Source organism: Ruegeria haliotis (assembly GCF_013377785.1).
Classification (GTDB): Bacteria; Pseudomonadota; Alphaproteobacteria; order Rhodobacterales; family Rhodobacteraceae; genus Ruegeria; species Ruegeria haliotis.
This window is the reverse complement of sequence record NZ_JABXWT010000141.1, coordinates 1-500: the sequence shown is the minus strand read 5'-3', so window position 1 is coordinate 500 and position 500 is coordinate 1. Positions and strand designations below refer to the sequence as shown.

1 protein-coding gene is annotated in these 500 nt (G+C 43.8%); it reads left to right on the top strand.

All coding sequences use genetic code 11. The annotated features are described in order from the left end of the window. A partial coding sequence (locus HW561_RS23620; protein ID WP_328803328.1) for an enolase C-terminal domain-like protein occupies positions 1-500 on the top strand: 500 nt, incomplete at both ends.

Here is a 500-nt window from a genome sequence, read left to right as displayed (position 1 = left end):
ATTTTGATCTTGTTCCTGAGTTGTTTGCCAAAGCCAAAGAACGTTTTGGTAACAAAGCCAAATTCTTGCATGATACCCATAGTCGTCTGACGCCAATCGAATCTGCAAAACTAGGCAAAATGTTAGAACCGTATAACTTGATGTTCCTAGAAGATGCATCCATTGCCGAAAACCAAGAAAATTACAAACTGATCCGCCATCACACCACTACGCCATTGGCGCTTGGTGAAACCTACAATACGATTTGGGATTGCAAAGATCTTATTCAAAATCAGTGGATTGACTTTATCCGTTGCGCCGCGACTCACGCTGGTGGCATAACAGGAATGAAAAAAATTGCCGATTTTGCCGCCGTGTATAACGTGCGCACCGCACCGCATGGCGCGCCAGATCTATCACCAATCTGTTTTGCCGCGCACATGCATCTTAATATCTCAACGCATAACTTTGGCATTCAAGAGTTTGTTGGTTTTGGCAATGAAGAGTGTCAATCCATCTTC